The sequence below is a fragment of the Luteibacter sp. dw_328 genome (assembly GCF_018449605.1).
Taxonomy (GTDB): Bacteria; Pseudomonadota; Gammaproteobacteria; order Xanthomonadales; family Rhodanobacteraceae; genus Luteibacter.
Genome location: NZ_JAAVUW010000001.1, coordinates 138,749 through 165,071 on the forward strand (window position 1 = coordinate 138,749; position 26,323 = coordinate 165,071).

The window sequence follows — 26,323 nt, forward strand, 5'->3', positions numbered from 1 at the left end:
GCTGATCGCTGGCATCGCCTGGGCCATGGATCGTTGGCGTACCAGACACGATAGACGCAATAAGCGGGATCATGCGGCGCTTCGTCGAGTTCAGGAACGTAGCCGACGAAATGCCGGCCGCCGACGCAGCGATTAACAGCCACAGTCGACTTACTACTTGTGCGATGGAGCTCGCAATGTACTCACTCAGACGGACTATTTTGACAGCGGCGATGGCCTTCTTCAGCGCGTCGGTTCTCGCCTATGAGGTGCCCAAGCGGAGCCTCGAAGCGCGGATTCACTCCGCAGATATCGTGATTGTCGGAACGATCGTCGCTTTAGACCCAGACGATCCAAACAAGCCAGACGTCCTGGCCATCGCGACCGTTCGCGTCGATTCAATTCTCAAAGGGGGCGCAACTGTGACGGTCCGCGTCGTCTATCGGGAAGGGATACAGGAAAGCGACCCGATCTGTTGCAGTCTTGGAGGACAGTATTTCATGATGCTATCCCGCTCGGACGCCGATTTGTACAGGAGCGTCAATGGGCCGTACGGCATATTCGAGATCGGTACGTCTGGATCTGATCAGGATGGTGTGCCGTCTTGGCCAGGCAGCACGGTGAAGCGGCCGCTCGATTGGCGATCGCACTAAGCCACCTCGATATGTCATGGCTTGCACGCTGTACGCAAGCCCTCAATGTCCCGGCAACACAGGGCGGGGAATCCCGGACCGATCCATCTTGTATGGCCTGAGCGGAGGTGCAAGTCGTGGTTGTTGTCTGACGTCCACGTTCACCGAAGCCAGGCAACGCCCGTCGCGCTGCCCGATCGTCACGAATCGGTTCTCCCATTTCGCTGACCAGCCCTGATTGATTCCTTGCGACGTCCAGGCGATGTCCTGGCCTCGTTCCAGCTTGTCTCGAAGCTTCTTCGCGTCCAGGCACTGCTTGCCATCGACTTCGGCCACCAAGCGCACGACATCGGGCGCTTTCCCGTTCTCCCAGTCCGAGGTGAGTTGGACGTGCAGAAGAACACCATCACGAGTCCGGTAGACGATGGGCTGGTGAACCCATCCGACCGTTCCTCGCTGTGCTCCGGGCGGTGCACGGAAGAATGCCTCCACGCTTGAAGAGGTGCTGGGAACCAGTGGCATCGCACCGATAACTACTTCGTCTAACGTCATGGGTCGGTTGGCGCCACCGGCGGGTGTGGGCATGGAAACTAGCGTCGTCGCGACTAACGCGGCAAGTAGAGACGCAGAAAAGCGGTTCATGTGATCGATCCCCGAAATCCGGGGGACGTCGGTCGACGCACGAAGCTATGAGGTTTGCCCGGCATATCGGATTATTTCGTCGGCAACTTTGACAAATACTGGCCCGCGTCGCTTCATCGGTTCGAACGTCTTGTCGTCTCGTGACAGAAAGACCTCGAATTCGAGGTGCGCCCCAACTCGCATAATCATCAAACCGACGACGAAGCCACGCTTCGCAAGCAAATCAAACGATCGAAGTGGTTCTGCAAAGTCATCGGCTGGCGATGTTGCTCCAGAAAGACTAGCGCCGAAGAATCGCGAGAGAGCTTCTTCGAGATCGCTTGAGTCTTCTCTGCAAGATGTCTCACGACCAACGTCAAGGACAACGGTATAGATCTCGTCATTGTCTCGCGCGCCGTCGAACTTGATGAGTACGTCTGTTCCAACACGCTCAACAACGGTGCATGCCGTGCGGACATGCATCGAGATTCGATGCCAGCGTTCCATTTCTTCGGTTTCGCTACTGGCTTCAAGGCTCACGGCTGATGCTCCTCAGTGCTCCAGTGGGTGTGATATCTCTAACGGCTTTCGCGATTGTTCCCCCGCGATAGTACATAGAGAAGAGCGGAATGCCGATCCTTCGAGTACAGCTAGCCGTTGCATTGTCCGATGGCCTCAGCGGCTCATCGTGGGCGCTGTGGGAGCCTGCTGCGGTACATCGATAGTCGGCGCAGCGATCTGTTGCTGCTGTTGCTGGTTGGCCTGTGTCCACGCTTGGCTGCTCTGTTCGAGCGGCTGAACGACGGCTTGGGCGACATCGACCGAGGCGTATTGCTTGAAGGGAGAATTCAAATCTCCCTGGATGACATAGGCGCGAGTGGCGTCATCACTCAGGGCAATGTGGTCCAGTCGGGTCATGCCCTCTGCTCGAGACTGAGCGCTCAGCGATCCAGCGAGATTGGCGCTCATGTGGTCGGAGGCTCGTCCCTGTTGTGCATCGATGTTCTGGACGAGTCGCAGAGCTTGCCCATACATGGCATGGCCCGCATGCGCGGGATCGTCAAGAGTGGTGGCAGGAGCCAATTGGGCCTGATGCAGTGCTTCTAGCGTGCGGGGGCCAGCCACGCCGTCTGCCGATAAGTGGTGATCGCGCTGGAAGGCTTCGACCGCGGCTTGCGTCGCTGGACCGAAATGTCCGTCTGCGCGAATTGGCTGACCGTTCGCACTCCCGTAATTCAAGGCACCTAACTGTTGCTGCAACGCTTCCACCGACGCACCACGGTCGTGCAGCCGGACAGACGTTCCGCCTTCGCCGTGGTGACGGCCCGCTTGCGCGTGCGACGGTGCCGCTGGCAAGGGCAACGCCGAGTGGGGCACGGTCAAGCCGTTTGCCGTCAGAGTCGCATCGGCCGCAGCAAGCGTCTCTAAGGCTACTTTTTCGTGCCCGAACCGTGCCTTCAGAGAATCGTGCAGCTTGGGCGACCCTGCAAAGAGTGTGTCGACATGCGCCGTCTTATAGTCCTGCACGGCACCGACGATATCTTTATCGCTCAACGTGGACAGGTCGTAGTGCTGGCCGAATTTTTCCTGCAGACCCTTGTCGAAGATGCCCGGCGTCAGCCCGCGGCACTGCACCGAGGTGCTCCATAGCGCGTCCTGGACGGCCATGCCGCGGTGCGAGAGGTCGAGACCACGAGCTTGAAGCGCGGCGACTTGCTGGGAGTAGTGCGATTGCCCAATGAACTGGTGCTGGTCCTGGCCGAATCCGGGGTCGGTACGGGCCAACGTCTGCCACTGCGTATTGAAGGCCGACGTGGGAGGCGTGAGACCTTGGAACTGAGCGCCATAAGGCGACTGGTCAAGGTATTCCCGTAACGTTCCGGAGACTGACGAGAGCTGATAGGCGCCGTACGACACACCACCCTTGTCATCCTTGCCGGTGGAGATGGTGCCGACATCGCCGCCGGATTCGTAACGGGCTGAGGTCTGGCCGAGGTGCCATTCGCTCGCAGTCTGCTGTGCGCGCTCGAGATCGTCCGTCATCGTTCAACTCCTTGTATGGGTCATGTCGTGGGCGCGAAGGCCTCAGGGGTGCTTGAGCTGCGCTTCCAGCTCGGCGGCCCGTACGGCCGTACGGTTGAGCCGGCACTCGTTGGCGCCCAACATATCCGCCGTGCCCCCGTCGGTGGGAGGTGCGCAGGCCTTGTCCCGATCCGCAATCCAGGCGCGTTCCTGGTCGCGCAACGCAATACGTTGAGTTTCCGCCATCGATTGGCGGAGTGCCTTGTAGGCAGTATTCAACCGCTTGTCCTGGAAGTCGTATTCCGAACCGATGCAGTTGTTCACAGCGAGAGTCACGCCTTGCGATGCTTCCAGGCACTTGTCGTAACCTGGCCGCAAGGGGGGCGCCTTATCGGCGTCCGCCGGGGGAGCCCAAGCAGGGCTCACGGCGACTCCCAAGGCCAGGACAAAGGACAGACGCATCCGTACAGCACTCATCGGGATTCCTGGTTACGGCCTCGGGCCAAGCCCGGTGATTCGAGCGAAGCATACGCAAGACATTAAATGGATCGCAACCCTGTGGTGGCATCGACGAATGCATGATGCCTATCGATGAGATCGTTGCGAATACCATTTACCCATCGCAACACGAGCCCGAACGTGACTGCGGTAGACATGAGGAGCACGCGGAGCGAAGCCGCGGCCAAGTTCGGCAGGAGGAGAAAGCCACATAGCGCGCGTGCAGTAGTAGCACTGCATACACATTCGGGATGCGCCCGGCCTATCGGGAATCATGGTCGACCTTCAGGGCCCCGCGAGCGGGATTCAGTCAAGCAGAGTATTGCGCGCAGCGCCTTTAGTTATGCCGGCGTGGACCTAGAGCCACGCAGCAACTCCACCATGCCGGGAACATGTCCCCCGCCGGCTAGCGCTGAAGCTAAAGCTACCGTCTCGACATTGAGCTGACGCCCCCGGCGGCACCTGATTGTCGGTCGTATGCGCCGGTCGATGAATGGAGGCACCGTCATGGTTGGTGTAGTACCCGCCTTCGACGAGAGTTGCCGGGGCGCTTTGAGTCGACTGATCACGCTGTGCTGCGCTGGGCGCTTGTCGAGCGACGACAGGGGAAGCGAAAAGAAGGGCGGCGAGGATGATTGCGACGATTCTATTGGTGGCTTCGAGCGTCATCGCGCTGAACTCCATGATGGAAGCGACGCGGCGTCGCCCTGCAATGCCTGTCGGCGGCATTCGATGTTTCTTTAAGGGGACTGCCGGAAATGCATATCGAAGTCGAGATATGGGCCGGAAGCTCAGTAAGCAATTGCCGACATAAATAGCAGGGGGCATCCATACGGGAGATCCGGCGTATCGTGTCCAACGGCCGGAGTGCTAGCATCCGCGGCCACGCCACAGGGGAAAACTCATGACTTATCGCTTCACGAAGGCCGCGCCGTGGCTTACTCGCTTGCTTACGTCGCTCGCAATCATCAGCTTGTCTGCATGTTCAGTTCCCCGCTCCGTCAAAGAGGGCGGCACGATCCCAGGTCAGCAGGTGATCCCCGCCAAGAAGGTCCTGGTCCTCGCCATTAAGGATGGACAGGAGCAGGGGCAGCCGCCGGCCGTCGGGAGCGGCGCCGGTCTGGCTGCCGCACTGAGGAAGGCCCTCGCAGGCCACAACATCCCGGTCGCGATCACGGCAGACTCGACGGTCGAGCAAGGCTTTGCCGACGCCGCTCGCAATGACTCCGCATACGTGATGCAGGCCACGATTACGCACTGGGAAGACAACGCGACAGCTTGGTCAGGGAAGGGCGATCAGCTCTTCATCTCGGTGGAGCTCTACGACGCGAGCTCACACGAACTGGTCGCCGCCGCCACCCACAAGCGGACCGCGACCGGCGCTACGTTCGTGTCAGGTACCCCAGATCGCTTCGTGGATGAGGTTTCCACGGGCGCGCTTGGGAAGATCTACGGTTGGCCAACTCCGAAGTGACGATTTCAGATAACAATCGCATTATGGGAGGGGCCTGAAGTCCTCCAGAAGATACGACCGATGCGTATGAGCCGAAAAACAGAGATGTGTGAATGAACAAGATCGTTGTACTTCAAGGTGCTGGAAACCGTGGCAAGAGCACGACCCTGAAAATTGTCTACGAGCATCTCCTGAACAAATTCAGCCTTCTTGCTGAAGAACGTGTTACTTCCGGTGGCCGTGCAATGTATCGACTGGACGTGCGCTCCGACGTGCGAGCGATATTCTCTGTAAATGGAAAGTACGTTGGAATCGAGAGTCAAGGTGATCCAAACAGCCGTTTGAGGGACAGCCTAGATTTCTTTCAGCGGAAGCGGTGCGATCTTATTATCTGCGCTACAAGGACGCGCGGTGATACTACAGATATCGTTCGAGCACTCGATCCTCCATACTCCATTGAATGGGTCGCAAAGTCGGTAGCTGTAGGCGATGCTTCTCAGCATCAGTGCAACAGCAGAGACGCGGCGACGATAATTTCTTCAATAACGGCTATCGCTGCGTCCTAGGACGGACTGTGACGACTTCTCTCACCCGCAGAGCGGATCCTGGGTGTTCCAGGCCTTCGGCTCTGACGACCAAGAGGCACTGATGAGACTATTCATTTGTTTGATCGCAGCGAGCGCTCTGGCCGCATGTGCGAGTTCAGGCGTGCGCGAGACGGGGAAAGATACGTACTCGGTGTCGATCCGAGCGCCTTTCTCTGGACCTGCTCGTGCAAAGGGCGATGCGTTAAGGGATGCCAATGCCTATTGCGCCAAATTGGGTAAGCACATCCAGGTCGTGAGCGAGAATTCGAACGAATGCATGTTGCACGGTGGATGCGGCGAGGCTGAGGTCGTATTCATGTGCCTTGACGAGCATGACCCGCGATACTCAGGACATCGCTAGGACAATCCGACGCGGCAAAAAAGAACACGGCTGGCGTCGGCCCGAGACACCAGAGACGAACACTGCGCACGACGCTGTGGTCAATGTTTCCGCGTGTTTTATCGCTTGCCCAGAGGGTGAAGAGTGAAGACGAGTGTGCTTAATGCCTTAGCTGCGTGGTCGTGGCTCCTGTTTTTCTCGCCCGTCGCATTCGCCGGAGCCGGGACACACGGGACAGAGATCAACACCACGGAGGTTTGCAGTGTCCTGAAAAGCCCGCAGGCGTTTGTGAATCAGGTGATTCGGATTCGAGGGTTTGTCATTCTCGGAGAGGATCACATGAATATCAGCGATAGGGCGTGCCCTGGTCGCGGAATTGAACTGGTTATCAAGTCAGAAGCAACCCTGGATCACAAGGATATCCATCGATTCTACGTGCAGATGAACCATCAGGGACGCAAAGGGTTTGCAACGATAACGGGACTCTTTCAGGCCGATCCAGATCCGTTGACGCCCTATGTGCTCAATATCGAGCAAGTGAAAGATGTCACGCCGTGAAGTGTTGCAACTGGCGCAATCAGGCTGCTCGAACGGTCTGGTGACCCGATAACCACTCTGACTGTGGAGCACTAAGCATGAGATTCTCGACGTTCCTGGTGGCGCTCCTTCTCGTTTCTGCGGCGGGTGGGCCTACGGTGGCGACCCAAGCGCCGGGCTGCTCGCCGAAAGAGTCCGTGCGGCAGGAATCGATGGTCGCGAGCATCAACGATTGGCGTGAGCTCTAGTCTTCATTCAACGCCGACCATTCATGCACCGGCGAGGCTTTTGTCGAGGTTTGGAGTGCCTACAGTGAGACGGTCGCAAGGCTGCTTGCCGAGCAGTGGAATGACCTCGACAAGCTCTCGAAGCTGACCGCAGCGCATCCGGGATTCAAGCGCTTCGTTATAAAGCACCTGTCTGACGAGACTATTCCCGAAAGCGCCTTGAGCAAGGTACGCGAGCACGCTGAGCACGAATGCGCTTCAGGGATGGAACAACTGTGCAAGGAACTAGCCGCCGCAACCAAGTAGCGGTGAGGGCCGGCTGACGTCTATCGGCGCGGCCTCCCGGACCTACGACGCCACGGCAATACAACCGCCAACGCGACAGCGGGGCAGGTCTGGGGATATGGGTACGACGGTTGGCAGCTGCGTGTACAACGCCGATGGGGAGCGGGGCTGGAAAAGCCGCCGGTTCGGTTTCGACTCGTTTCATTTATGGGGAAGAAAGCTCGGCAAGCAATTGCCGACATAAATAGCTGGACCCGCTCGTGCGAAGGGCGGTGCCTTAAGGGATGCCAATGCTTACTGCGCGAAACGGGGTAAGCACATTCAGGTCGTGAGCCAGAATTCGAATGAATGCATGTTGCACGGCGGGTGCGGTGAGGCCGAGGTCGTCTTCATGTGCCTTGCCGAACGCGACCCCAGACATTCCAAGTCAGCTAACATGTACGCATTCGCCCGGAATTGCTCGCGATCCTGGCGTGATTCCCGTGAGGCTGAGTGTCCCCGACAACGTTGACTGCCCCGAGGGTTCGTTTTGAAATTGATTCCGAATCAGAAATGGGTTCAATCAGGCCTCATCGGCTTTCTCTGCCTTGCCTCTTCGTTCGTGACGAACGCTACCTGTCTGGATCCCAAGCTCACGGTGGCGAAAGAAGCTGCCAGGGCCGCTCTGGTGGTGGTTGGCGTTGCAATCGAGAGCCACGACGTTCCGGATCCGGAAGATGTCGATTCGTCCATTTATACGATCTACGTGGTTAAGGTGACACGGGTGCTCAAAGGCCGCGCGACAAAGCCTATCTGGCTATTCTCAGAGAACACTACATCAAGGTATCCAATGGATATTGGTAAACCCAACTTGCTTTTCATTTCGAAAGGGCGAGGAATGGATTTCGTCGACAACTGCGGAAATTCTGGTCCGCTCGACGAGCAGAAAAGGGAGTTCGAGCAGGTCAAGGCGCTCGCGTTGAAGGGCCAGCCGTAGGCTTGGTTTTCGCCTCCGAATGCCATTTACCGATCGCAACACGAGCCCGCACGTGCCTGCGGTAGGCATGAGGAGCCAGCGGCCGCTTCCGCCTATGACGGCGAGTGATGCAGTACCAGCACGCGGCAACGATGTTGGTCCTGGTGTCACGGCCGCCGTCCTGTCGCGCATGCAAGTGTTCCGCAGTGCACTGAAAGTGCCGCGCGGAAGGAAGCCGCGAGCCCAATTCGGCAGGCGAGGAAAACCACATAGTGCGGCTGCAGTAGTAGCACTGCCCGTGCTGAGCATGAATGCGATGGCGCGAAGGGATTTAAGGTGGGTCATATGGAGCGCTCCGAAGAAATCAAAAAGATGATTCCCGCGCCCTCTATGAGGTACCTCGGGCACCCGCAGCCGTACGACTATTCGGGCACACACCGACGCTTTCAGCGATCGGCGTGCAATTTGTAACTCAAGACGTCGAGCGACTGCAACATCTGGTCGCTGACAAAATCAGCAGCTTCGCCTACAGACAACTTCGAGTTGTTTTGATACGGTCTTTCCGTTGCCTGCGTCTGCGCACGAAATGCTGCGCAGGCAACCATCGCTCTAAGCGGTGAGAAGCGCGGCCCAGAGGTGTACCACCACCCCTGGACCGCTAACCAAACCAACTGTTCTAGGAGTTGATATGGCTAAGCCAGATCATACGGTAGTAGCTCGCCCGCCGAACCCCCTCGACGGCACCTCCATCGGTCACCGGGCGCTCTGCAGTCCACGCAGACACGGTTGAAGAACCGCGGCGCCAGCCGTTTCCCTGAGTTTTTTCTCGGCCGAGCAACGCGGCACGTCGCCGTGTGACCTGAGAACGGACGCGGCTGCCCCCGCAACACACTTCGTCAATCAAGCCGCACGGCGCCCGGTCACGGGCAGCCGATGAACCCGCGAATCCGTGTGATCCGCGGCACGCTGCGCGATGCGTAGCGTGCCGCACCTGGATGAGGCGGGCAGGGCGGCATTCAAGGAGATCGTCATGACCACAACGAAAGGACGAAACGCCCATCCCGGATTCCACTACCACATCGATCCGGAAGCCACGGCGCACGACCTGATGAACGAAGCCACCGAATGGCTTCAGTACGCACGTAGCCTGACGCGGCTGCTAGCCGACTTCATCCACGAATCCGATACCGTGGACTGTCAGCGTGTGGCGCACGGGCTGGAAGCGATCGGGGCGTTGATGCATATGGGGGTGCAGTGCTCGGCGCAGGCGCATGCCAAGATGTGTTGGGAGCAGGGTGGGTGATTGACGTCGAAACCGGGGTGCTACTCAGATCTGGGGGGACGTCGCCCTTCGTATCGCGCCTCATTCAAGGCGCCACGCTTTCAAGGGTCAAGGCTGGCGTACAAACCGGATACCGCGCACGCCGTTTGCCCATGCGGCAAATCCGTCGACGTGGCCACTTGATGTCCTGCTAAAGACAAAAGTGGTCGTGCCTCGCAGGCGTGTTGTGAAGCCATCCGAAAAGCGCGGTTCCAACTGCCATTCAACCGCAAAGGCTTGCCGCATCAGCAGGCCTTGGGATTCTTGGGTCACCCGGACGCGTTTGTCCAGCTCAGGGCTGTAATAGGTCCCCACGTACTCATGCAGCTCGGAGCCCGTTTTGGCAGGTGCGACCGCGACGATGCGCTGACTCGATGTGCCTGTGCTCGAAGTCAGTGACGTAGCCTTTCCGTTCACCGTGACAAATTGCACCACACGACCGTCGGCGCTTTGGAAGCGCCCGCCGTCAATCTGGCTGAGGATTTCGGTCGACCCCTGCGTCAGAGTCAGCTTCCCGTCGACGATCTTGGTAGACACCAGGTCGCCATTGACGGGGTTCCGAAACAGCCCGACGTATTTCGCCAGATCCGCCGGCTTGCTCGGTACGCCTACAGGCGGTACCAGTGAGGCCGGTGGTGCGCTATCGACATAGCCTGTCGCGTAAAGTGCCTGCTCAGCGACTCTCTCACCCAGCTTTACTGCATCGACGCCGCCGTTGTTGCAAAGCACAGCAACCGAAATCCCCTTGGCCGGATAGCGACCCAACCAGGTTTTGTAGCCAGCGGTCGACCCGCTGTGCGCAACGAGGCGCAGATTGTGCGCGCGAGTTATCTCAAGGCCCAGAGCATATTCGAGCGTCGTGCCATCGCGCAGCTTGCCCGGTGTTTGCAGGGCAGCGACGAGTGCGTCACCGCCGGGCAGCCTCGAAGGTTGGTCGAGGAAGCTGTTCCACCGGAGCAGGTCCCCAACCGTGGTCAGCAGTCCGCCATTCCCGTAGACATTCGTAAAGGGCATGTTGGCGATGAAGCCGTCACTGGATGGCGCATAGGCCAACGCCCGTCCAGGAACGATCGTGCGAAAGTCCTCTCGCCAGCGACTGTGTGTCATCCCGAGCGGACGAAAAAGGCGCTGCTCAGTAAAACGTTCCAGGCTGGTCCCGCTCACCCGCTCGATGATAATTGCCGCCAGGACGTAGTTCGTATTTGTGTACAAAAATTCGGCGCCAGGCGAGAAGTTCAATTCCATTTGGCGCGACGCGAGGTCAAGGATCGTGCTTTGCGTGTGAATCTGGCTTCCCGGTCCGCTACCCGCCAACGCAAGCAAACTCCATTGCTCGCGGAGTCCGCTGGTGTGAGTGAGCAGATGCCGAATCGTTATCGGCGTCCCATAGTTCGGCATCTCGGGCAGATAGCGTCGAATGTCGTCGTCGAGCGTCAGCTTTCCGTCCTGCGCGAGGAGAAGCATCCCCGCGGCGGTAAACTGCTTTGCGAGTGAGCCTGTCTCGAGCACGCTTTCTGGCGTGAGCGGCGCGGCATGCTCAAGGTCAGCTACGCCATAGGCGCGTGTCACAGACGCTGCCCCGGGCGCGTCCACGCCGACGGCGCAGCCGGGCCCGGTCGGAGCGATCGAGGCGAAGTCCGCATCGAGATCGACCAAAAGCCGATTCAGTTGCGGCGAGGGAGGCTGCCCTCCGTCCTCAATGGGGTTACCCCAGGCAACGGTTGCGGAAAGCCATGACACGGCCGCGACGGTAACTGAGCGCATGAGGCGCATTGGACTCTCCGTTTTGATTCAGGACCGCTGAAACTGTTTTGTGTCGTTTGATTCTCACAAGGGAACCAACGTGTCGGGAGTGCCAAAACGCATGCTCCGAAAACATCAAAAGGTCAAAGCCCTGGCGGAGTGCAAGGTGCCCGGCACCTCGCATTGCTGACCTGGCGCAAGCGGTGAGACAAAGGTGTGCTGCCATGGCATCGCGCAATCGGGCGCTCTCTGGAACTGGCTGACCTTGAACAACCTCATCGCGTCGTACGACCTCAATCGCGCCTCGCAGGACTACCCGCGGGTCATCTCCGCAATTCGGGCGCTGGGCATGGCTGCAGAGCTCCAGCAGTCTGTCTGGTTCGTCGCCTCGCTCGCGACCGCCGCCGAGGCCGTCGAGCGCGTCTGGGCGGCGATGGACCCGACTGGCGCGCTCCTGGTGGTCGACGCGACCAATAACGAGGCGTTGATCAAGCCCACAGACTCCGAGGCCGCCGCCGATTTGGCTGACGGCTGGACACGGTCATGGCAGTCCCGCGTCTCCTGAGCGCGCGGTTTGTGCGTCAGACAGAGCATCGATCGCGGACGAAGCCGTGCCGGACCAGTTGGTGCGGGGTCGCGCGGTGTGCGGTGGCAAGCGTGTGCTCGCCGTGGTTCATGACGAGTCCCGGGCGCGGACTGGCGGGGGAGGGGGCGCCACCCTCGGCCACAGCGTTGGGTGGACAGGCGTGGCAACGGCCGGTACCGCTGGCGGCCTTGCCGCGATGACGCTTCTCATGCCCGTGGCATGGAGTGCCGTGCAGCCCGTCTGGTTTGCGCGGCTGGACAGGGAACTCACCGTCGCGGCAGCAATCGGTCAAGCATGCTTGGAATATCGCTCATCGAAGTCGCAATGTTCGCTGCGGAAACGTCCGGGGGTATTTCTCCGTAGCCCCAGGACGCAAAGACCGCTGGGATGCCGAATGCGCGTGCGGCGGCAGCGTCCACGTATCCAGGCATTGCCGTCGTTCGCCTCCAGGCCGGACGAACGTTGGTCGACGGATCTGTGTCGCGTCTGGGGCGGCAAGGACGGGTGGCTCAGCCTGGCGCTGGTTATCGATTGCCACACCCGCGAACTTCTTGGCTGGCATCTGTCGCGCAGTGGCAAGGCCAGCACGGCCGCCGGTGCCTTGGAACAGGCCCTGATCAGCCGCTTCGGCACTCTGGGGAAGGTCAACGCGCCTTTCCTGCTTCGATCGGACAACGGCTTGGTTTTTACCAGTCGTAAATACACCAGCCTGGTTCGCAGCTATGGCTTGCAGCAAGAGTTCATCACGCCGCATTGCCCGCAGCAAAACGGCATGGTCGAGCGGGTGATCCGCACGCTGAAAGAGCAGTGCGTGCATCGCCATCGGTTCGAAAGCCTGACCCACGCCATGCGCACGATCGGCGATTGAATCCACTTCTACAACCACCAGCGACCACATCAGGCGCTGAAGATGAAAACACCCGCTGAGGCGTATGCCTTAGCGGCCTGACCTGTGCAGGAACTGCTGGGTCATTACATCCATTGCGAGCCATCCGGACGCGTTCAAGGCTTTGGGACCATATGCGGCAGGGGCGGCCGTCATCATGGCGCTTCCCACCATCATCGCCGCAGGCAGTGCGGGGGTGACGGCCGTCGAGGCACTGCCGCGAAGGCCGCTGCCGCGAAGGTCGCCGCCGGGGCGGCATAGACGGCCGAGTCCGGTGGAGGGGCAGCGGCAGCCGAAACGGCCGAGGCAACTCCAGAACTAGCCAATTCAGAAGTCCGAATGCAGAAGCTCGGCGAGCTTAGGCAAACCAATGGTCAGACCATGAGCAACAGTCGCATGGCCAGGTTGACCGACAGCATCAAGACCGAAGGCGTGAAGGATCCTCTTGTGGTCACGCAGCACGAGGGTGCAACATATATTCTGGATGGGAATAATCGCGCGATAGCGGCATACAAGGCCGGTCTGAATGAGGTTCCTGTTATCGAGAAGCAACTACCCTGGTCGGGGTTTAAAAGTCCCGGTGATCTGACGTTTGAGCCATGACAGAAACCTTTGACGAAGTTATTCGGTCCGCCGTGATATCGAGTCGGAATCTCCTTCGAGGCGGAAGGAGTCCGGGCGATGTCATCCCCCTGCTTGCAGGCGCTGTGGGTCGTATCGATGACGTTCCCATTCTTTCGATACAGATCGTTTTGAAAACCTGGTTGCCAGAGGCCATACGTGTCGCAGAAAGCGGCAATATTGACCGTGCTGTGGCGGTGCTAAACTTTCTACATAACTTGCCCCTTACACCGGAGCAGCGAGAGCGCTGGAACTTGGACTATTTCCTGGCTATAGAGTTGCCAACGTTCCTGGATACTTTTGGACTCAACGAAGTACCGACTTTAAGCCTGCTGAAAACGCTAGACGCAATTGTCGCAGTGGGTTTGCCAGAAGGCGGTGGAGCGTAGCCATAACCGTTTCAAGTTAAGCAGCCGAAGCCACGGGATGGCTCGATGCTGAGCTTTGTATTGCGTCCCCTGTCATCGCTACGGGAGCAACCGCGCCGAAGGCGCTGGCGGAAGGCCGCACGAGGTCGTCGGGATTCCCATGCACCGATGTATTTGCGCAGCGGCGCGGTTTCGCGGCCGCACAAGTAATCTTTCAGATATGGGCTGACAGAATGACATTGCCATCGGCCTATGTGGAGCTGATGTCAGAAAAGGGATTCTCGTTGTCAGAGCGCTTTGGCATTGCCGACATTGCTCTTCGACGAGAGGACGCATTGGCGGCGGCAGACATGTTGCTTCAGGCCGGGCGCGTGATACTCGGCGGCGACGTGTATTTCAAGTACGGAGGGGGTCTGAGCCTTGCATATGCATTCTGGTCAACCGACCGGAACGACAAAGAGTTGTTTGAGGATTATGTGGCGCGTGCTCACGCACACACCATTTCTTACATCACTCAGTTTCTAGAATCTACAGATTACGAAGCACTGTTTTCACTCGTAACGCCGTCGACGTGATGATTGGCTTCGTGGGGAACCGTTTCTCCACAACGGAGTTGATAGTGACGCGACCGGATTGATGGTGGTATGCGAGGATACGCGTGCGAGTTCGTCATCGGCTCCTTCGCAACAAGGACTGATCAATGGCACTGCCACGACACGCTCTTGCGACGCTCGAGCTGTATTCGACCGAAAAGTGCGGTAGAAAAGGCCCTCTGTTGCGTGGTCAGCAATGGCGCGGCGACCTTCGATTCATGAATGGTGAGGGGAGTTACTACGGATTCCTCGTCGATATGGATGACGAACTTTTCCCGGGAGAGGTTCGTCGCGTCTATCTCGCATTCACCCGCCCGGATCTGGTCGCCCCGCTAGCGAAGCCGGGAGCTAAGGTCCTCTACTGCGAGGGGCATCCAGTTGGCGAAGGTCAAATTCTGGAGTTTTATCTGTCCGGAAAGGGGCTCAAAGGCTGGGCGCCGTAGGAAAGAGTTTGATGACGGGCCCAATCTTCACCAGGCGAAAGATGTCGTACTCCGATCCATCCGTGCGTTCGTCGCGTCGTTGCCATGCCATCACTGGGTTGCAGGTGGACCTCGATGAGGTAACGGTTCCACGATGAGCGCCGTGCGCTGCTGGAGGCGAGGCCGGCAAAGTCATGACTCTATGTCTGCCGTGCAGTTATGTTACTGATAAAATTGGCGCTAAGGTTCTGACTCCATCCCCGGGGGCTAGCACAATGGCAGGCAGCGAATGGTCGGCAACAAAGTCGTCCGAAATTGCGGACGCCATCTACCTGTTTCTTGAGGACACGAACCCGCCGCCGGACAAAGAAACGATGCCGAGGGTGTCAGTGCAGTTGTGCGACCTCATCGAAGACACCCTGAGCACGGTACAGCGCGAAGCGGTCGAGGTTGGTCGCGCTCGCCTCGACGGTAAGGACCACGGTGAATACTCGCGATTCCTCAAGATGTTCGCAGATGCTATTGATGCAGACATGCGAGGGGTATATGCCGACAAGACGGAATCAGCAAGAAACCGACTTGTATGGTGCGCGCTCACCAAAAACAGCACATTGTCCGTGGAATCCGCAGACTTCGTGGTGATGCAGGCCGAATGGGTCGGGCTAGACTTGGCTAGAATCTCTGCGGTGTTCCGTAAGGCCGTGCCTGGCTTTGCGGCTTGGCTGACCGAGCACGGTCGAGGTGTGTTGCCGGAATGAGAATCTAAGCAGCGAGGAGCTGACGGCATGAACTCCGAGTTCGTCCTCGGTCACATCGACGGAAGCGACCGGGGGGCAGCTTCCAAAGGCTTACAAAGCGATGCAGACGCTTCTCCACTCTCTCAAGGCCTTCCTAATATCGCAGAGAGTCTGGGACGTGCAGGAGCGTGGGAGTTGGTCGATGGGCGACTGCAAATGAGAATGCTCGTCGGGAAGATGACCCATACTGAACAACTTCAGGTCCAGAAAGATTTGAATAATCAGTAGGGGTAATTCCTCAAACCATAGGTGTTGACATGAACGTCGTTATGGGCATAGCGTTTCTCTTGATCAGTGTCGCGGGTTACCAAGACGTCACAGTTCAGCAATTGAACTCGACGCCGGAGGTCTTCGACGGCCAGAAAGTGACCGTATCTGGCTGGATAGTTATTGATGACGAAAAGCGCTACATCGTCGCTCAGAAAAAAAACTACACCATGTGGCGAAAGGGTGCTTCCTGCCTGTCCGTGATTAACGGCGGTGGACTTGATGCCCGAGAGACAGATTTTAATGGCAAGCACGTGAGTCTTAGAGGCGTGTTTCGAGCTGACGTTCACAAGGACGGTGTCGTCAGGCTTGGCCTATGCAGTGCTACCGCTATCGATTTAGAAAACGCACCAATTGATGGAAAAATCGAACGGACAACGGATGCCAGCCAGTAGCGGGCGGAAGCTATACCACGGACGCCGCGCCCAGAGAGTGAGGCGCTCTTACAAGCCCAGGCGAAAGACGTACGGGGAGGGTGAATATCAGGACATCACTCCTGCCTGATGTGGCTGCGGTTATGTACCGCGCTCGGTTCCGCTGAGTGCTTGTCTCATGATGGCGGTCTCTAAGTTTTTACAGATACGCTATTGACGATATCGGTTCCATCCCGGGTTTTGCGGCCTGGCTTTCGTCCCATCGGGGCGCACAGCAGTGCCAACAAAAAAGCCGCCCCGAAGGACGGCTTCAAAGATGCAGCAATTGCGCATGGTCAAACCAGGCACCGTTCTTTCTAAGTGACGTGGGCCCACTTTTTCGACACAGCCCACAACTAGAGGTAAGGTCGCTTCACCCACCGGCCCGATCGGACCCCGGAGGAGCGATGAAGAAGTCGCGGTTTACCGAAGAACGGGTCATCTACGCGCTGCGCCTGGCGGAGTCAGGAACGCTCGTCACGGACGTCTGCCGGCAGATGGGCATCAGCGAGGCCACCTTCTACGTCTGGAAGAAGAAGTACGCCAGCCTCGGCGTGGCCGAGCTTCGCCAGCTGAGGCAGCTAGAGGAGGAGAACGGCCGCCTGAAACGACTGGTCGCCGATCTGACCCTGGACAAGCAAATCCTGTCGGAAGTTATTCGAAAAAAAATCTGAGGCCAGGCCGCCGCCGGGACGTTGCTGATTGGGTCCATGAGCAATTTCAGGTGAGCGCCCGACGCGCATGCGGACTGGCCGGGATTCAGCGCGCGACGTGATAGTACAAGAGCCAGGCCAAGGATCAGTCGGCACTGCGCATGCGCATCCGAGACCTGGCCCAGGCCCGCCCTCGATTTGGCTACGAGCGCATCACAGTGATGCTGCGCCGCGAGGGCTGGGCGGTGGGGCGTAAACGTGTCCACCGACTGTATTGCCTGGAAGGCCTGCAGCTGCGCATGCGTCGTCGCCGGCGCAAGGTCATCAGCTTGCATCGGGGGCCGACGCCCGCGCCGACGGCCGCTCACCAATACTGGGCGATGGATTTCGTCTATGACCAGCTCGTCAGCGGAAGGCCGTTTCGAGTGCTGACGGTGATCGATAAGTGGAGTCGTGAGAGTATCTTGCTGGAGGCCGATTTTTCGTTGAACGGTCGACGCCTCATCGCGGCGTTCGATCGACTGGGTCCGCAGCATCCGTTGCCCCGGGCGATCACGGTGGATAACGGCACGGAACTCACCTGCAAGGTCGTTGACGAATGGACGTACAACCACGGCATCCACCTGGATTTCATCCGCCCAGGGCGTCCGACGGAGAACGGTATGATCGAATCATTCAACGGTCGCTTGCGCGACGAATGTCTCAATGTCCATGCGTTCGAATCGATCGAGGATGCGCGGCAAAAACTGGAAGCCTGGCGCAACGACTACAACCAGCATCGACCCCGCGGATCGCTTGGTCATCTGGCCCCGAGCGAGTACGCACTGAAAGGTCAGGAAGCAACGTCAAAAGCGGCCCGACTCTAGTTTAAACGTGTATGGAAAATGGGACGACGTCATTGCCCGGAGACCTCGGTTTATGTCTGGAGTAAGTTTACGGGGGGTCGACACCTGCGGCTACGCGCATTCACCGCTGCACTGAGCGGTTCCTCAGGGATGACGCAGGACCGCTTGCGGCATCTTCCAACTAGTCATCATTCGACTGCCGTCCGATTTCCATCGTCTGCCCGGTCCTGACGGCCCGGAACGGAGATGAAAGGTGCGACTAAGCCGGGCGGGTCCCCGGTCGAGAGTCCATGGTCATCACGATTTTGTAGAAGCCATGATGCCTATCCGTGCCGCACACCGCGCGACCCTGCGAGCGGTCGTCCGTCGCCTCGAAGACGACTGACTTGCTTCGCGTATTTGCCATCATGGGAAACTCAAGTCCAAGCCAAGTTTCTTGCCGAAGGCGAAGGTGGCGAGCAACAGGGCCACGGCCAACAGCACGAAGATGACGGCGAACAAAGCCACCTTGCCCGCCGTGCGTAGCACTGCACGCCTCTCAATGGGCTTTCCCTTCTTACCTTGATCGTAATGCCACTTGATGGCGAAAAACATGCCCGTGCCGAATACGGCAACCTTGAAGGTAATGAAGACTATGGGTACCCAATCCATTTGTTATTTCCACGCTATTGCTCGTCGCTTTCCATGCTGACGAATTTTTGTAAAACGCTGCTTCAGCAGCTCCAATTTTTAACATCAGCTGTCAGCGCCCACCCTGCAAGAATGATGTTTCACGCTCTACAGCCATACTACCCAAAAGAATTTTCCATACATTGAGACAAATTGCCCCAGCCGAAAACGCGCAGGACCAAGCTTCTTCCCACCTCGGTAAGTCGGGGCTCGCACGCCTTACGCAAGCCCTCAATGTCCCAGCGATGTTCCAGCTTGTCTCGAAGCTTCTTCGCGTCCAGGCACTGCTTGCCATCGACTTCGGCCATCGAGCGCACAACATCGGGCGCTTTGTTCTCCCAGTCCGAGGTGAGTTGAATGTGCAGAAGAACACCGTCGCGAGTCCGGTAGGCGATGGGCTGGTGAACCCATCCGACCGTTCCCCTCTGTGCTCCTTGCGGTGCATGGAAGAATGCCTCCACGCTTGAAGAGGTACCGGAAACCAGCGCGATCGCACCGATAACTACTTCGTCCAACGTCATGGGCCGGATCGTGCCACTGGCCGCGGTGGGCGTCGAAATCAGCGTCGTCGCGACTAAAGCGGCAAGTAGCGGCGCAGAAAAGCGGCTCATGTGATCGACATCCTTCCGATGTGGTTGCTGATGCGGTTGCGGGGCTGGAGGCGATCGGGGCGTTGACGCATATAGGGGGCAGTTTGCGGCGCAGGCGCATGCGCGGACGTATTGGGAGGAGGGTAGGTGACGTCGGAACCGGTCTCCTACTGAAGTCCGGAAACGCTCCTGACGGCCTCGGAAAATGGCACTTGACAGCCAGCACGTTCCCGGCACAATCACCGCAAGTATTTGCGATGAACGCAGGCTTCTGCGATTTGTCTCACTGTACGGGCAGGGGGCCAGTGTTTTCGCAGCGCTCGTCGACTCGTTTCGAGTCGGCCCAGGCGATTGCATTGGCCGTTCACAATGAGGCAAGGATGCAGGAGTTTGGATTGGACGCCATCCAAGAGGCTCAGTTGCCCGAAGATCGCGATCGCGATGATCACGCGGCAGAGTCGGGAGCCCCAGGGGAGCCCCTGGACCAAGGGCTGCACGGGCTAATCCTTTTAGCCCGCTTCCACGGAATCGCTGCCGACGCCGCACAGTTACGCCACGAAGCTGGTGTGGGCGACCGCGATTTCACCGAAACCGAGTTGCTTCTGACCGCTCGGCGGCTCGAACTCAAAGCGCGCGTCGTCCCCCAGCCCGTCGATCGCATTGATCGTATCGCGTTGCCAGCGCTTGCCCTTTGCGGTGAGGGGCAGACATTCGTGGTCGCGCGGGTTGCGGGCGACAAAGTTCTGATCCAAGACCCGGCCGACGGTCGTCAGCATGGACGAATTCCGCGCTCGCTACCGCGGCCGGTTGATTCGCGAGCAAGAACGCATTAGCGCCGAGCGGGAAGTGGATTCTCTACGTCACCGCCGTGCCGAGTTGATTGCGGGGATCGCCGCAGCGCGCCAGGATCGCAATGCGACTGTGGCGGAAGCGCGTCGGCAGTGGCTGGATCAGGAGCGCGAAGCCGGCGAACTGATTCAGCAGGCGGGGCCGGATGTTGAGCGGGCTTCACAACGCAGCGCCCTGATGCAGCTCCGGGCTCCCGTCGATGGCGTGATCCAGCAGCTGGCAATTCATACGGTCGGCGGCGTGGTCACGGCTCAGCCCTTAATCGCCGTTGTGCCCGACGACCAGTCCGCCGAGGTCGAGGCGACGATTTTCAGTCAAGACATTGGCTTCATTCATGCCGGTCAGGCAGTCACGGTCAAGCTGGACACCGTTCCCTACAACGCTTTCCGGTGCGCATTGCGCTGAGTACAGGGTCCATGGACATTGATGGGACTCGCGTCGCATTGAGTCCAGGAATGTCATTGTCTGCGGAGGTTCGCACGGGTAGGAGGCGCGTCATCGATTACGTGTTGAGTCCGCTTCGACGAAGCGTTTCGGAGGCAATCCACGAGCGCTAGAACTTTAACGTTTCGTAGCGCACAGCGCACGAAACTCATTTCTCCACCGGAGGATCCATGAATTACCTGCGATGCGCATTCTTGATCATGGTGACGGGGTTGATCGGCGCAGTTGGTATACGTCAGACGCGTGTGTATTACGGTTATTGCCCCAGTTCTGGGCATACTCCGAGCGACCAAGAGCGTATCCGCTCTGCGGTGCAATACGAGTTGCACACGTTTCGCTTTTTGTCGCCCACGTATAACCCGGCATACGAGAGCGTGGATGCTTTTCTGAAGGCGTTTCCCGATTGTTGCACCGTCGTCGATGGTGCACCGGAAGTTTCGTCGCCTACGTTCTACGAGCGAGTGACAGGGATTACTTACCGCATCGTGGCAATAAGGCGACAAGCAATAGCCGATGATGAAGCGGATAAAACCCTACGAATGAGGTTTGTTCCCATGAGTGTCTGCGGCAAAGGGCATTCGCTGCTGGACTGAACGGTTCCTCAAGAATGATACGGGCCTACTTGCGGCATCTTTCAACTAGTCATCATAGGACAAGGATTTCTTCATGAAAATCGCTTTCGCCTTGAATAATTCTTAAGTGCGATTCGAGTGAGCGTCGGAGAATCTTTCCGCGACGTCTATTGCAAGGTCACCATGCAGCGCTAAGCGCAATTCATCCTCTGAGGTGTCTACCGATGAAGCCGACCGGTCTTCTGGCCCTGACGGTTCTTGGGATTGGTCTGGCACTTGTTGGGGTGCGCTAAGGTCGCGCGTATTACGGCTACTGCCCAAGCATTCAGGCATACCCTTCGCCCCAGATGCGCCACCGATGCAGCCATCGGATACGCGCTCGGCTATTTCCCTCCACGACTTGCGATCATCAATGCAAATCGCACGGCTGTCGCTTACCCATTTGCCGCGAAAATTTCGGCCTACGGCGGTGTGGATGAATTTCTGAATGCCTATCCAGACTGTTGCTCCGCTGTCGAGCAAGGTTGGGAAGGTTGGCGCCCGTTGCTCATTGAGCGTCTGACGGGGCGTACCCTCGGAGTCGTCGCTATTGAACACACTGCGATGTATGCAGACGGCGGCCAATTGAGAAAAACCATCAGTAGGGAATTTGTTCCCGTCAGTGCTTGTGGCGAAGCACGCCCCGAATTCCATTGACAAAGGTCTGACTCAGGCTCGACTGCCTCGAATCGACTGACCCATAAATCGGGCAAGGCTTCACAGCGCTGCGCCATGGCCTTCATTTGATGAGGCTCATCATGCGGTCCGCCCCACGTCCAGAGCCGGCCCGGAGTCCAAATGGAAGAACCCTACGATTGTGTCGTGGTCGGTGCCGGTCCTGCCGGACTCACGGCCGCCACTTACCTTGCGCGCTACCGCCGCCGAGTCCTCGTGATTGATGCAGGAGAGTCACGAGCGCGCTGGATTCCCGTCAGCCACAACTGTCCCGGATTTCCGTTCGGCGTCGGAGGCCGGGAACTGCTTGGGCATTTCCGCGCCCAGGCCGAACAGCACGAGGTTCCTTTCATGGCCGGAACCGTCACAGCCGTGGAGCCGTCGGAGGGTGGCTTCCAGCTCAACGCGGCGGGGTCGACCGTTTCTGCCCGGACGGTGTTGGTTGCTGCCGGTATCAGGGACCGGTTGCCAGCGGCAACAGGCATCGAGGACGCTATCGCGTCGGGCGCGCTGCGCCTTTGCGCCGTGTGCGATGGCTATGAAGCCCGCGATGAGGCCATCGGGGTTTATGCGCCGGTATCCGAGGGGCTTGGTCACGCCGGATTTCTGCGGACCTTCTCCGGACGTGTTGCCGTCCTCAGTCCGGACGATGACACGCCCTCGGCAGACGAGCGCAGCCGTGCCGAGGCGATGGGTGTTGCCCTCCATGCCGGCGTGCACTCATTGAGCTTTTCGGCGGCGGGGTGCGAGGCTAGAACGATCGACGGACGGGTGCACCGGTTTGACACCATTTACCCCGTCCTGGGGTGCGAGCCGGGCACCGGGCTACTGACGGGGCTTGACGTGCGAACCGATGCCGCCGGGAAACTGGTGGTGGACGGTTCCATGGAGACCAGCGTTCCAGGCATGTTTGCAGCAGGCGATGTCGTGTCCGGCCTCAACCAGATCAGCGTCGCAGTGGGGCATGCGGCCGTGGCGGCCACCGCGATTCACCACCGACTGCCTCCCAATTTTCGGCCTTTGGATGGTCGCCAGCGACTGCGTGGTGACCTGCCATCGGTCGCGTCCTGACCCCGTGAGTGTCTTCCTCGAGCCTGTGGTTCTCAGTCGGCGGGCGGTCGCGGGCCTACGGCATCCTCGGCTTCGTCTTCCAGTTTCGCCTGTTCGAGCGCTCTGAGGGCCGGAACTAGCTGCTCTTCAAAAACGTTCATTTCGTCCGGCGTCAGGCTTGCTCGTCCGCCTTCGATCGCCTTTTGAGCGACGGCAAACGGAGCGCCCCCTTCGAAGACGAACCCACCGGCTATGAGTTCCTTCAGGGACTCGGACAAATCGTTATCGATGTGGTCATTCCAACCCATGCGGTCTCTCCCGTTGGGATGCCGGGCAGGAAGCCCGGCAATGTCGCGACGAGCAGAACACAAAGCCTTCGGCCTCACCATGATGGATGTGTCAACGGCAAATGACGCAGCACTGACGCGCGCAGCTTCGTGGGAGCGCATGCTCTTCTGAAGAGGCTCAGACGATGAATGTTACGAAACTCCAGCGCGGCCCCACGGACCCGACACTGATCAACGTGCATGAAGCCCAGGACCTGAAATATTGGTCTCGGTCGCTTGGTGTATCCGCTGAGCGTTTGATCAAGGCCGTCGAGGAGGTAGGTGCGATGGCTGACGATGTGCGTGCTGAACTTCGTCGACAACGACGGTGAGGCGTTCATCGGAACGGTGAGTCGGGATACCATGCGGCGAGCGAAGCTCGAACCCTTGAGGACGACCTCCGATGACTCAGGTTTACATGCTCCTACATCGCAGATCGCGTTATCGAATATCTCAGACGAAGCCTGGTTTTCGGCCTTAAACGGATGGTTTCACTGCCGACGCCTATCGACTCGACAAGGATCATTGGAGCGAAGGGATCATCACAACCAGCCCCGATGACCCTTTGGATGCGTAGCACGAAACCTTCCGCTGCAAGCACGTAGGCTCTCATAGGCCACTCATGCCGAGGTGATGGCGTTCGATCACCCGTATTAACGATGGTACTAATATCCGTGCAGCCGTGGGGTGGACGTTGCCGAAGGTTACAGTCGGTCCCGTGCAACCGCCCCGTTCGCCGTCATTGCCTCCACCTAAGAAAGACGACACCACTCCTCCGGAGTAGCACTATGGATTCATTTGAACTTGGATTTCTTTTGGGGGCAAGCCCTGGGATCATCTACATTCTCAGAAACATGAAACATATGCTTCGCGTCCGCGACAAGGCGAAAGAGCTGGCACGCGAGCAGGGAGAAAAGTGGCTCGAGTTCTCATCATGGTCGGACAGTTTTAACTTCATCTTCCAGCCTCAGCGCTACGTTCGCGGAGAAGACAGCAAAGGGACGCGCGCAGCCAAGGAAATGATTCTTTCTGAAAGGCACAGATACTTTGTACGACAGGCCATAGGCGGCGCGATACTCGTTGTGGGTGCCGTAGGCGGCGCAATCGGGGGAAGCGCGCTTCAGCACTTTGGTGGTCTGTCCAATTAACGAATATCCCATTTGAGCTGGCTCCTGCCGGCCATGACGCTCCTTGGCAGCGTTCCTCGTCACATGCTCCTTCGCGCAATCTCTGGCCAGGGAGTGGCGCTCGGGCCGGACAGGCAGAAGTAGGGGCGACAGAAAAGCCACCCAAAGGACGGCTTCTCGAGATGCGGCAACTGTCCATGGACGTGCCATGCACAGCAGTTTTCTAAGCCACTTGACCAGTCGCACACGTCCCGCATCTCTTGATCAACGATGACCAGGATCCCGGGCTCGTCGACGGGCCAGGGCAAAAATGTTTCTTCCATTGACAGGCAAGGTCAAAACGCTACGATCCCGTGACACATTCCCGTATACGCGTAATGTGTCCCGGGCGTTGGGGAAGATTAGGTTGATCGCGTCCCACTCTCCGCCATGTTGGAAGGAAACCCCTGCTTACAAGGGGATTTTTCTGTTGCAGTTTCTTTGCTAAGAAGTCAAGGAGCGATTGATGGAGCAAGAAGAGTTTGTAGCAACGTTAGTGCATGCTGACGAATACAAGTATCAGATCAATCGAGTGACTGGTTTGACGACGCAGCGCATCCAGTTTTTGAATCGCAAGTTCGCGTCGAAGGTGGGCGGCGAAGTAATCGCCATTCCTATCGAGCAGTGCGTCTTTATTGCATATAGAGACAAGCGACCATTGCACATCATCGTACTGGGAGCGCTGTTGAGCCTCGTCACCTGGGGTCCATTCGTCTACCTTGCGATGTATTGGTCGTCGATTTCGCCCACCCCGTACGTTCGAGTGGGCCTTCTCCTAATGGGTGGTGTGACCGGCCTGCGCATGACTTTCGGCGCGCGTCGCCATGAGCTGATTTTTGCGCTGAGGGGTCGCCGTGATGTCAAGTGGATGTCGCGACCGGGGGACTTCAAGTACAAGCAGTCCGCCGTTAACAAGGTTGTTGAATTTGCCCGAGAGAAGGGGTTGCTGATGAGGCGGTCGCGTTGAACGACTCGCGACCTGACGACCACGTCGCGGTTCGTCTGACAATCAGATCAGCTTTCGGTGCATAGAAGGAGGGGGAATGAAACATCGCTTTCGCGTGAGTTGGCTGTGGTCGGCCTTTCTCGGCTTCGCAACGGCAGCGCCTACTGTGTCGGGCCAAATTCACACTCCACCGCCAGCAGTTGAGGCAGCCCCGAAACCGAACAATGAAATTTCTGGATGTCAGGTGGGCATCTACGAATACGCTGGTTACGTCGCTATACGGGACAGGGGGATGGCGGTGACAGCGGTCCCGGTACGGGCCACGAACGGGCCGGAGAAGTTACAAGTTGAAGCGGCACGTCGTGCCGTTGCTCACCAGATCTGGACACATCCGAACTGGGATGCCGCCGAGGTAAAGCGGCGCTCATGAATCCGACACCGTCGATTCTCAAGGTGTAACGCACGGCATGGAGGCCATCGGTGCCATGGTGCACATGGGGGTTCAATGCACGGCACAGGCGCATGCGCGGACGCTTTGGGAGAAGGGCAGCCCATAGTCGGACTTGCGCGTGTGCAACTATATGGATTTGGTCAGGCACTAACCGACGTTCGACCGCTACGGCCCACCATTGCGGACTATCGTGAAATCTTCCGAACCCACTGAACCAAGCGCTCGCGCAAGGATGGCGCATGAGCCTTCAGCCAATGTGCTGATTGAGGACAGGGCTCGATATACCCATATCGCCATGCTGCTGCACTGGACGATCGCGTTGTTGATCATCGCCAATGTCGCCCTCGGCCTTAGTGCCGCGCTGCTGCCGAGCTCGATATTGTCGGATACGGGTGCGCGCGTGGTGATCGACATGCACAAATCCATCGGCATCACGGTGCTTGGGCTGGCCAGTTTGCGCGTTCTGTGGCGGTTGACGCATCGACCGCCGCCGCTTCCTAGCGTGTTCCTTGGCTGGGAAAAGGCTACGGCGCACGCCGCACACATCACACTTTACGTGCTGATCTTCGCGCTGCCACTCAGTGGCTGGATGCACGATTCGGCGTGGAGCGCTGCCGCATCGCATCCGATGACTTTGTTCGGCGTGGTGCCATGGCCTCGCATCGGTTTTCTGATGCATTTCGAACCTGGCTTTCAAGAACAACTCCATACGCAGTTGGGAACGCTGCATACCCTATGCGGCTATGCACTATATGCGGTTCTGGCACTGCACATTCTGGGCGCGCTCAAGCACCAGTGGATCGACCGCCATCCGGTCTTGGGACGGATGCTTCCGAAATGTTGATGGAAACGCCTCTTCTTGCTCTCGATCGCGCGCGAGCGCTGACCTCGCCGC

33 protein-coding genes and 1 pseudogene are annotated in these 26,323 nt (G+C 58.5%); 23 read left to right on the plus strand and 11 right to left on the minus strand.

All coding sequences use genetic code 11. The annotated features are described in order from the left end of the window. Positions 1-71 precede the first annotated feature (71 nt). Positions 72-632: a hypothetical protein gene (locus tag HB634_RS00550; protein WP_213946966.1), complete on the plus strand. Its 561-nt coding sequence runs from the start codon at positions 72-74 to the stop codon at positions 630-632. Between the two features lie 42 nt (positions 633-674). On the opposite strand, the gene HB634_RS00555 is transcribed toward HB634_RS00550, so the two are convergent. The 5 genes from HB634_RS00555 to HB634_RS23040 all read right to left on the minus strand — a co-directional run bounded on the left by HB634_RS00555 (position 675) and on the right by HB634_RS23040 (position 4,580). Then, positions 675-1,253: a hypothetical protein gene (locus HB634_RS00555; protein WP_213946968.1), complete on the minus strand. Its 579-nt coding sequence runs from the start codon at positions 1,251-1,253 to the stop codon at positions 675-677. 45 nt (positions 1,254-1,298) lie between these two features. Then, positions 1,299-1,772, minus strand: a complete 474-nt coding sequence (locus HB634_RS00560; RefSeq protein WP_213946970.1) for a hypothetical protein — start codon at positions 1,770-1,772, stop codon at positions 1,299-1,301. A 135-nt stretch (positions 1,773-1,907) separates the two neighbouring features. Then, the gene (locus HB634_RS00565; RefSeq protein WP_213946971.1) at positions 1,908-3,275 is read right to left on the minus strand and encodes a peptidoglycan-binding domain-containing protein; all 1,368 of its coding nucleotides are present in this window, start codon (positions 3,273-3,275) and stop codon (positions 1,908-1,910) included. A gap of 42 nt (positions 3,276-3,317) precedes the next feature. Next, complete coding sequence (locus HB634_RS00570; protein WP_255548299.1) at positions 3,318-3,731, minus strand: lysozyme inhibitor LprI family protein; 414 nt, start codon at positions 3,729-3,731, stop codon at positions 3,318-3,320. A 378-nt stretch (positions 3,732-4,109) separates the two neighbouring features. Next, complete coding sequence (locus HB634_RS23040; RefSeq protein ID WP_345777441.1) at positions 4,110-4,580, minus strand: DUF3761 domain-containing protein; 471 nt, start codon at positions 4,578-4,580, stop codon at positions 4,110-4,112. 76 nt (positions 4,581-4,656) lie between these two features. Here HB634_RS23040 and HB634_RS00580 point away from each other — a divergent pair, with 76 nt between their 5' ends. From HB634_RS00580 to HB634_RS00595, 4 genes are all read left to right on the plus strand, one after another. Then, complete coding sequence (locus tag HB634_RS00580) at positions 4,657-5,226, plus strand: DUF4823 domain-containing protein (protein WP_213946973.1); 570 nt, start codon at positions 4,657-4,659, stop codon at positions 5,224-5,226. 92 nt (positions 5,227-5,318) lie between these two features. Continuing rightward, on the plus strand, positions 5,319-5,771 hold the full coding sequence (locus HB634_RS00585; protein ID WP_213946974.1) for a hypothetical protein: 453 nt from the start codon (positions 5,319-5,321) through the stop codon (positions 5,769-5,771). Between the two features lie 700 nt (positions 5,772-6,471). Continuing rightward, complete coding sequence (locus HB634_RS00590) at positions 6,472-6,690, plus strand: hypothetical protein (protein ID WP_213946975.1); 219 nt, start codon at positions 6,472-6,474, stop codon at positions 6,688-6,690. Positions 6,691-7,710: 1,020 nt separating this feature from the next. Further along, complete coding sequence (locus HB634_RS00595) at positions 7,711-8,157, plus strand: hypothetical protein (protein WP_213946977.1); 447 nt, start codon at positions 7,711-7,713, stop codon at positions 8,155-8,157. Here the strand turns inward: HB634_RS00595 and HB634_RS00600 are convergent. Further along, positions 8,126-8,407: an HNH endonuclease gene (locus tag HB634_RS00600; protein WP_213946981.1), complete on the minus strand. Its 282-nt coding sequence runs from the start codon at positions 8,405-8,407 to the stop codon at positions 8,126-8,128. The genes HB634_RS00595 and HB634_RS00600 overlap by 32 nt on opposite strands. A gap of 759 nt (positions 8,408-9,166) precedes the next feature. On the opposite strand from HB634_RS00600, the gene HB634_RS00605 reads away from it, so the two are divergent. Continuing rightward, positions 9,167-9,439 (plus strand): hypothetical protein, encoded by a 273-nt coding sequence (locus tag HB634_RS00605; RefSeq protein WP_213946982.1) that lies wholly within the window; start codon positions 9,167-9,169, stop codon positions 9,437-9,439. A gap of 87 nt (positions 9,440-9,526) precedes the next feature. On the opposite strand, the gene HB634_RS00610 is transcribed toward HB634_RS00605, so the two are convergent. After that, positions 9,527-11,230 carry a serine hydrolase gene (locus tag HB634_RS00610; RefSeq protein WP_213946983.1) on the minus strand — a complete coding sequence of 568 codons (1,704 nt, stop codon included), beginning with the start codon at positions 11,228-11,230 and terminating at the stop codon, positions 9,527-9,529. 235 nt (positions 11,231-11,465) lie between these two features. Between HB634_RS00610 and HB634_RS00615 the strand changes: the two genes are divergently transcribed. From HB634_RS00615 to HB634_RS00660, 10 genes and pseudogenes are all read left to right on the plus strand, one after another. Beyond that, the gene (locus HB634_RS00615) at positions 11,466-11,765 is read left to right on the plus strand and encodes a hypothetical protein (RefSeq protein WP_213946985.1); all 300 of its coding nucleotides are present in this window, start codon (positions 11,466-11,468) and stop codon (positions 11,763-11,765) included. 415 nt (positions 11,766-12,180) lie between these two features. Then, positions 12,181-12,654, plus strand: coding sequence for a DDE-type integrase/transposase/recombinase (locus tag HB634_RS00620; RefSeq protein ID WP_255548300.1), 474 nt, complete (start codon positions 12,181-12,183; stop codon positions 12,652-12,654). A 357-nt stretch (positions 12,655-13,011) separates the two neighbouring features. Continuing rightward, on the plus strand, positions 13,012-13,275 hold the full coding sequence (locus HB634_RS00625; protein ID WP_213946987.1) for a ParB/RepB/Spo0J family partition protein: 264 nt from the start codon (positions 13,012-13,014) through the stop codon (positions 13,273-13,275). Then, positions 13,272-13,682: a hypothetical protein gene (locus HB634_RS00630; protein WP_213946988.1), complete on the plus strand. Its 411-nt coding sequence runs from the start codon at positions 13,272-13,274 to the stop codon at positions 13,680-13,682. The genes HB634_RS00625 and HB634_RS00630 overlap by 4 nt, the downstream gene beginning before the upstream one ends. A 212-nt stretch (positions 13,683-13,894) precedes the next feature. Further along, on the plus strand, positions 13,895-14,236 hold the full coding sequence (gene imm40 / locus HB634_RS00635; RefSeq protein ID WP_213946989.1) for an Imm40 family immunity protein: 342 nt from the start codon (positions 13,895-13,897) through the stop codon (positions 14,234-14,236). Between the two features lie 125 nt (positions 14,237-14,361). Beyond that, positions 14,362-14,697 (plus strand): hypothetical protein, encoded by a 336-nt coding sequence (locus HB634_RS00640; protein WP_213946991.1) that lies wholly within the window; start codon positions 14,362-14,364, stop codon positions 14,695-14,697. A gap of 254 nt (positions 14,698-14,951) precedes the next feature. Further along, complete coding sequence (locus HB634_RS00645) at positions 14,952-15,434, plus strand: hypothetical protein (protein WP_213946993.1); 483 nt, start codon at positions 14,952-14,954, stop codon at positions 15,432-15,434. A gap of 27 nt (positions 15,435-15,461) precedes the next feature. Next, positions 15,462-15,701, plus strand: a complete 240-nt coding sequence (locus HB634_RS00650) for a hypothetical protein (RefSeq protein WP_213946995.1) — start codon at positions 15,462-15,464, stop codon at positions 15,699-15,701. A gap of 29 nt (positions 15,702-15,730) precedes the next feature. Further along, positions 15,731-16,135, plus strand: coding sequence for a hypothetical protein (locus tag HB634_RS00655; RefSeq protein ID WP_213946997.1), 405 nt, complete (start codon positions 15,731-15,733; stop codon positions 16,133-16,135). A gap of 425 nt (positions 16,136-16,560) precedes the next feature. After that, positions 16,561-17,672, plus strand: a pseudogene (locus tag HB634_RS00660) (IS3 family transposase). A 384-nt stretch (positions 17,673-18,056) separates the two neighbouring features. Here the strand turns inward: HB634_RS00660 and HB634_RS00665 are convergent. The 3 genes from HB634_RS00665 to HB634_RS22790 all read right to left on the minus strand — a co-directional run bounded on the left by HB634_RS00665 (position 18,057) and on the right by HB634_RS22790 (position 19,686). Then, entirely contained in the window at positions 18,057-18,302 is a 246-nt protein-coding gene (locus tag HB634_RS00665; protein WP_213946998.1) for a hypothetical protein, read from the minus strand. Between the two features lie 137 nt (positions 18,303-18,439). Continuing rightward, positions 18,440-18,931 (minus strand): hypothetical protein, encoded by a 492-nt coding sequence (locus tag HB634_RS00670; protein ID WP_213947000.1) that lies wholly within the window; start codon positions 18,929-18,931, stop codon positions 18,440-18,442. Positions 18,932-19,458: 527 nt separating this feature from the next. Next, on the minus strand, positions 19,459-19,686 hold the full coding sequence (locus HB634_RS22790) for a hypothetical protein (protein ID WP_255548301.1): 228 nt from the start codon (positions 19,684-19,686) through the stop codon (positions 19,459-19,461). On the opposite strand from HB634_RS22790, the gene HB634_RS00680 reads away from it, so the two are divergent. The 3 genes from HB634_RS00680 (at position 19,685) to HB634_RS00690 (ending at position 22,560) form a co-directional block, all read left to right on the plus strand. After that, the gene (locus tag HB634_RS00680) at positions 19,685-20,164 is read left to right on the plus strand and encodes an HlyD family efflux transporter periplasmic adaptor subunit (RefSeq protein ID WP_213947004.1); all 480 of its coding nucleotides are present in this window, start codon (positions 19,685-19,687) and stop codon (positions 20,162-20,164) included. The two genes, HB634_RS22790 and HB634_RS00680, sit on opposite strands and share 2 nt — an antisense overlap. 209 nt (positions 20,165-20,373) lie before the next feature. After that, positions 20,374-20,796 carry a hypothetical protein gene (locus tag HB634_RS00685; protein ID WP_213947006.1) on the plus strand — a complete coding sequence of 141 codons (423 nt, stop codon included), beginning with the start codon at positions 20,374-20,376 and terminating at the stop codon, positions 20,794-20,796. Positions 20,797-21,612: 816 nt separating this feature from the next. Next, positions 21,613-22,560, plus strand: coding sequence for an NAD(P)/FAD-dependent oxidoreductase (locus tag HB634_RS00690; protein ID WP_213947007.1), 948 nt, complete (start codon positions 21,613-21,615; stop codon positions 22,558-22,560). 32 nt (positions 22,561-22,592) lie between these two features. On the opposite strand, the gene HB634_RS00695 is transcribed toward HB634_RS00690, so the two are convergent. Then, complete coding sequence (locus HB634_RS00695; protein WP_213947008.1) at positions 22,593-22,847, minus strand: hypothetical protein; 255 nt, start codon at positions 22,845-22,847, stop codon at positions 22,593-22,595. 164 nt (positions 22,848-23,011) lie between these two features. Between HB634_RS00695 and HB634_RS00700 the strand changes: the two genes are divergently transcribed. The 4 genes from HB634_RS00700 to HB634_RS00715 all read left to right on the plus strand — a co-directional run bounded on the left by HB634_RS00700 (position 23,012) and on the right by HB634_RS00715 (position 26,272). Then, positions 23,012-23,197, plus strand: coding sequence for a DUF3606 domain-containing protein (locus HB634_RS00700; RefSeq protein ID WP_082878933.1), 186 nt, complete (start codon positions 23,012-23,014; stop codon positions 23,195-23,197). Between the two features lie 456 nt (positions 23,198-23,653). Next, the gene (locus HB634_RS00705; RefSeq protein ID WP_213947010.1) at positions 23,654-24,013 is read left to right on the plus strand and encodes a hypothetical protein; all 360 of its coding nucleotides are present in this window, start codon (positions 23,654-23,656) and stop codon (positions 24,011-24,013) included. Positions 24,014-24,497: 484 nt separating this feature from the next. After that, entirely contained in the window at positions 24,498-24,998 is a 501-nt protein-coding gene (locus HB634_RS00710) for a hypothetical protein (protein ID WP_213947013.1), read from the plus strand. A 620-nt stretch (positions 24,999-25,618) separates the two neighbouring features. Then, positions 25,619-26,272 (plus strand): cytochrome b, encoded by a 654-nt coding sequence (locus HB634_RS00715; RefSeq protein WP_213947015.1) that lies wholly within the window; start codon positions 25,619-25,621, stop codon positions 26,270-26,272. The last annotated feature ends 51 nt before the right edge of the window (positions 26,273-26,323 follow it).

What these genes read in the sequence shown, in the direction of transcription:
- HB634_RS00665 (WP_213946998.1), bottom strand. Translation starts at nt 18,302, where the DNA reads ATGGATTGGGTACCCATAGTCTTCATTACCTTCAAGGTTGCCGTATTC.
- HB634_RS00580 (WP_213946973.1), top strand. Translation starts at nt 4,657, where the DNA reads ATGACTTATCGCTTCACGAAGGCCGCGCCGTGGCTTACTCGCTTGCTT.
- HB634_RS00610 (WP_213946983.1), bottom strand. Translation starts at nt 11,230, where the DNA reads ATGCGCCTCATGCGCTCAGTTACCGTCGCGGCCGTGTCATGGCTTTCC.
- HB634_RS00685 (WP_213947006.1), top strand. Translation starts at nt 20,374, where the DNA reads ATGAATTACCTGCGATGCGCATTCTTGATCATGGTGACGGGGTTGATC.
- HB634_RS00670 (WP_213947000.1), bottom strand. Translation starts at nt 18,931, where the DNA reads ATGAGCCGCTTTTCTGCGCCGCTACTTGCCGCTTTAGTCGCGACGACG.
- HB634_RS00645 (WP_213946993.1), top strand. Translation starts at nt 14,952, where the DNA reads ATGGCAGGCAGCGAATGGTCGGCAACAAAGTCGTCCGAAATTGCGGAC.
- HB634_RS00630 (WP_213946988.1), top strand. Translation starts at nt 13,272, where the DNA reads ATGACAGAAACCTTTGACGAAGTTATTCGGTCCGCCGTGATATCGAGT.
- HB634_RS00600 (WP_213946981.1), bottom strand. Translation starts at nt 8,407, where the DNA reads ATGTGGTTTTCCTCGCCTGCCGAATTGGGCTCGCGGCTTCCTTCCGCG.
- HB634_RS00590 (WP_213946975.1), top strand. Translation starts at nt 6,472, where the DNA reads ATGAATATCAGCGATAGGGCGTGCCCTGGTCGCGGAATTGAACTGGTT.
- HB634_RS00585 (WP_213946974.1), top strand. Translation starts at nt 5,319, where the DNA reads ATGAACAAGATCGTTGTACTTCAAGGTGCTGGAAACCGTGGCAAGAGC.
- HB634_RS00605 (WP_213946982.1), top strand. Translation starts at nt 9,167, where the DNA reads ATGACCACAACGAAAGGACGAAACGCCCATCCCGGATTCCACTACCAC.
- HB634_RS00555 (WP_213946968.1), bottom strand. Translation starts at nt 1,253, where the DNA reads ATGAACCGCTTTTCTGCGTCTCTACTTGCCGCGTTAGTCGCGACGACG.
- imm40 (WP_213946989.1), top strand. Translation starts at nt 13,895, where the DNA reads ATGACATTGCCATCGGCCTATGTGGAGCTGATGTCAGAAAAGGGATTC.
- HB634_RS00695 (WP_213947008.1), bottom strand. Translation starts at nt 22,847, where the DNA reads ATGGGTTGGAATGACCACATCGATAACGATTTGTCCGAGTCCCTGAAG.
- HB634_RS00700 (WP_082878933.1), top strand. Translation starts at nt 23,012, where the DNA reads ATGAATGTTACGAAACTCCAGCGCGGCCCCACGGACCCGACACTGATC.
- HB634_RS00565 (WP_213946971.1), bottom strand. Translation starts at nt 3,275, where the DNA reads ATGACGGACGATCTCGAGCGCGCACAGCAGACTGCGAGCGAATGGCAC.
- HB634_RS00710 (WP_213947013.1), top strand. Translation starts at nt 24,498, where the DNA reads ATGGAGCAAGAAGAGTTTGTAGCAACGTTAGTGCATGCTGACGAATAC.
- HB634_RS00655 (WP_213946997.1), top strand. Translation starts at nt 15,731, where the DNA reads ATGAACGTCGTTATGGGCATAGCGTTTCTCTTGATCAGTGTCGCGGGT.
- HB634_RS22790 (WP_255548301.1), bottom strand. Translation starts at nt 19,686, where the DNA reads ATGCTGACGACCGTCGGCCGGGTCTTGGATCAGAACTTTGTCGCCCGC.
- HB634_RS00625 (WP_213946987.1), top strand. Translation starts at nt 13,012, where the DNA reads ATGCAGAAGCTCGGCGAGCTTAGGCAAACCAATGGTCAGACCATGAGC.
- HB634_RS00705 (WP_213947010.1), top strand. Translation starts at nt 23,654, where the DNA reads ATGGATTCATTTGAACTTGGATTTCTTTTGGGGGCAAGCCCTGGGATC.
- HB634_RS00570 (WP_255548299.1), bottom strand. Translation starts at nt 3,731, where the DNA reads ATGAGTGCTGTACGGATGCGTCTGTCCTTTGTCCTGGCCTTGGGAGTC.
- HB634_RS00620 (WP_255548300.1), top strand. Translation starts at nt 12,181, where the DNA reads ATGCGCGTGCGGCGGCAGCGTCCACGTATCCAGGCATTGCCGTCGTTC.
- HB634_RS00550 (WP_213946966.1), top strand. Translation starts at nt 72, where the DNA reads ATGCGGCGCTTCGTCGAGTTCAGGAACGTAGCCGACGAAATGCCGGCC.
- HB634_RS00650 (WP_213946995.1), top strand. Translation starts at nt 15,462, where the DNA reads ATGAACTCCGAGTTCGTCCTCGGTCACATCGACGGAAGCGACCGGGGG.
- HB634_RS00680 (WP_213947004.1), top strand. Translation starts at nt 19,685, where the DNA reads ATGGACGAATTCCGCGCTCGCTACCGCGGCCGGTTGATTCGCGAGCAA.
- HB634_RS00690 (WP_213947007.1), top strand. Translation starts at nt 21,613, where the DNA reads ATGGAAGAACCCTACGATTGTGTCGTGGTCGGTGCCGGTCCTGCCGGA.
- HB634_RS00640 (WP_213946991.1), top strand. Translation starts at nt 14,362, where the DNA reads ATGGCACTGCCACGACACGCTCTTGCGACGCTCGAGCTGTATTCGACC.
- HB634_RS23040 (WP_345777441.1), bottom strand. Translation starts at nt 4,580, where the DNA reads ATGCCCCCTGCTATTTATGTCGGCAATTGCTTACTGAGCTTCCGGCCC.